At 62.9% G+C, this 307-nt stretch carries 1 pseudogene; it reads right to left on the bottom strand.

Going from position 1 to position 307, the window contains the following annotated elements:
• Positions 1 to 307, bottom strand: a pseudogene (locus tag EN851_RS35310) (ABC transporter permease); the annotation flags it as partial.

Here is a 307-nt window from a genome sequence, read left to right as displayed (position 1 = left end):
CCGCCTTCATCTGCGAAGGCTGGATCGTGCGCATGACGCTGTAGATCGGCAGCAGCGTGAACGGCAGCTGTATATGGGTCATGGCGATGATCAGCCCCATGCGGCTGTACATCAGGTCGAGCCGGTCGCTGGTGACGCCGATGAGAAGCAGGAAGTCGTTGACCAGGCCGAACTTCTGCAACAGCACCGTCCAGGCCGCGGTGCGCACCAGGATCGAGGTCCAGAACGGCAAGAGCACCGCGACGATCAGGATGGCCGCCAGCCCCTTCGGCACGTTGGCGATCAGATAGGCGAGCGGAAAGCCGAG

This window comes from Mesorhizobium sp. M8A.F.Ca.ET.208.01.1.1 (assembly GCF_004791315.1).
Taxonomy (GTDB): Bacteria; Pseudomonadota; Alphaproteobacteria; order Rhizobiales; family Rhizobiaceae; genus Mesorhizobium.
Note: the sequence above shows the minus strand (reverse complement) of the source record. Positions and strands in the feature narration are given on the sequence as shown.